Source organism: Desulfoscipio geothermicus DSM 3669, assembly GCF_900115975.1.
Taxonomy (GTDB): Bacteria; Bacillota; Desulfotomaculia; order Desulfotomaculales; family Desulfallaceae; genus Desulfoscipio; species Desulfoscipio geothermicus.
Genome location: NZ_FOYM01000068.1, coordinates 1 through 2,539 on the forward strand (window position 1 = coordinate 1; position 2,539 = coordinate 2,539).

At 38.2% G+C, this 2,539-nt stretch carries 3 protein-coding genes; 1 reads left to right on the forward strand and 2 read right to left on the reverse strand.

From position 1 onward, the window contains the following. Nucleotides 1-162: 162 nt before the first annotated feature. The gene (locus BM299_RS18620) at nt 163-1,173 is read right to left on the reverse strand and encodes a M28 family metallopeptidase (RefSeq protein ID WP_092488011.1); all 1,011 of its coding nucleotides are present in this window, start codon (nt 1,171-1,173) and stop codon (nt 163-165) included. Nucleotides 1,174-1,392: 219 nt separating this feature from the next. Then, nucleotides 1,393-1,746, reverse strand: coding sequence for an SH3 domain-containing protein (locus BM299_RS18625; RefSeq protein ID WP_092488014.1), 354 nt, complete (start codon nt 1,744-1,746; stop codon nt 1,393-1,395). A gap of 533 nt (nt 1,747-2,279) precedes the next feature. On the opposite strand from BM299_RS18625, the gene BM299_RS18630 reads away from it, so the two are divergent. Then, complete coding sequence (locus BM299_RS18630) at nt 2,280-2,489, forward strand: RNA polymerase sigma factor (protein ID WP_092488017.1); 210 nt, start codon at nt 2,280-2,282, stop codon at nt 2,487-2,489. Nucleotides 2,490-2,539: the final 50 nt, after the last annotated feature.

The following is a 2,539-nucleotide window of genomic DNA, read 5'->3' on the forward strand; positions in this document are numbered from 1 at the left end:
ATCCCCTTTTCCTGTTTTGGTTCCCCAGTATATTTCAGCCGGCTATACACTTGACCGGGTTGAATTTCAGCCCATGATAAAACCCGTAGCCATTTCTAGAAGGAGTTATCCCAAAGGAGTGAATTATGCCCTGGCAGGTCTTTCTGCCAGCCAAGTGCCTCTCTAATTTATCGCTTGGCCTAGAGCTTTGATAACCATGTTAAAGGCTGCCTTTAATCTGTTTTCATCTAGCAGTGACTTCTCTATCTGTATTAACGCTTTATCCATTTCTTCCATTGATGAGTACTTGTCCTCCATTTTAATTGGCATTGGTAATTGACCCAAAGATACAGCGGGAATCCCGGCCCTAGCAAATGATACATAGTCGCTGGCTGGCGCCGTAACGATCTGTAGTTCATTGTTTTGCAAAAAAATTTTAAATAGGGCTGAAGCTTGATTCTCCTTTCCGTCAATGGTAGCTAAAATCAAGTTATTGGTTCCCTTTATACCAAGGTTATCAAGGTTAATGTTAGCAATCATGTTTTTCTTTTCCTCCCCGGATAGCTTGGACACATAGTAGCGTGAACCATTTAAACCGAATTGTTCACCACCAAAAAACACAAAGCGTACTTCCGCATTGCAATTTGTATTCGCTATTAATCTAGCTACTTCCAGGAGTATGGCTACCCCTGTCGCATTATCAATAACTGCTCCGTAGCCAGTGTCATCATAGTGAGCGCTGATTACAATTATGTTTTTACTGGCATCATTATAAGGCTTCTTAATAGCTATGATATTTTGACTTTCGCCGTCCTTTTGCGTCTCCCTGACATCCACATCCCAAAATGAATCGTCCTTAAAATCCCTAAAATTCCTAGTAAATTCTTTTTGCAAGTCATAAGGAAATGCCTGAACCTGCGGTAAATACCCATATGATTCAAGCTCTTTTTGTAAGTATGCGGCAGTATCTTTTTCACCTTGTGACCCTATTTTTCTTTTATAGGATGATATCGAACGGATATTATCCATTACTTTGTCCAAATTGGGACTTAGCCCTGGGTCCGTTAGAGTGGGACCAAATGCAGCTTGTTGCTCTACCCCTAACGATCTGGTGCTGCATCCTGCCACCAGCATAAAAAGTGCGATAATCATTAGATAAATACGTTTATTGAATGTACTGGCTTTAATAAACATTATTGCCTACAACTCCTTGCTAAGCTATATTTGTTCCGATCTCAGATAATAATTACAATTATATAGGGTTAATTGAAGAAATCAATACAGCCAATCTGCAATTTAGCCCGTTTTCTCAGGATAATCCTTCTCAATGGTATTATCTAAATACCACTGAGAAGGATTAAAAATTTACCAGTTTTATTAATTTACCCCTTATTGCTGTGACAGTTATTTCATTTAGCCAATAATTTCTATATACTCTTTGGCTACCCAGCCCCAAAAAGCAGTGTGACTAGAATTATAAATTGGGACCCAAGTATATCCATCAGCACTTATCTCCCTTGCATCATACAGATATCCTGTGTCACCTTTATATAATGTGCCAACAATACTGTAACTCGTTCCGGGGCCACTTCTAACGCTTAGGGCCGATGCTGTTACTTCAAACTGATTCATCCATTGGGGGGAAATTGTAGAATCAGAGACTTTGACATCATTGTTAAGGTTTCTACCTTCTTTCGCATAGACCGGAACAGCAAAAATAGAGCAAATTAACATCATGCACATCATTAAACGGATTATTTTTCTCATACAACTAACCTCCTTGAAAATTTTGAATGATTAGGTTAGATAAACAACCTGATCCTTGTATTAACAAAGTCAGGGCGTGAGCCCTCATTAAGTATTGTCTTTAAAAGTTCGACTTATTGGAGGTTTCCTAATTTTACATCAGTAATCACCTCCTACTTAATGCAAAAGAGGTTACCTTCCGAATCCATGCTCAGTTAATCACCCCCTTCGATCCTATTTATTTTAATCAAAAGCATATTGGCTTTTGATTAAAACCAACTAACTTCTATTTCCCCCGTAGTTCAGCGAGCATCCTGTTTGAACGGGCTGGCAGTACGTCTCGTCCTACCCAGTGATATTCTGATAATTATTGACTGAAATACAATATTTTCCTTTAAAAATTCTCTTGACTATATAGACAATCTAGAAAAACTTTTGCAACACTTTTTCTGGAAATTTTTTTCAGGTCATATTTTAGTTTATTTTCATGATGTCTTTGTTTTTGTCACCAAATCTCGCAGATGCCTGTATAATTACAACAAGGGAGTGATTTGATGATAATGACGGTAATCTCCGCACTGGAAGGGGAAGATGATAAAGCTTTTATGGTGAGCTTATATCAGGATTACTATGGTCTCGTGCGGAAGACCGTTTACAATATTACGCATGATGCGGACAATGCGGAAGACCTGATCAATGATATTTTCATAAAATTAATTGAAGAGTCTGTTCGAAAAGTTAAAACTTTAGGCAGCCATAAATAGGAAATGCACCGTCACTTGTCGAATTAGGTAGTAATTTACGAGAAAACTAC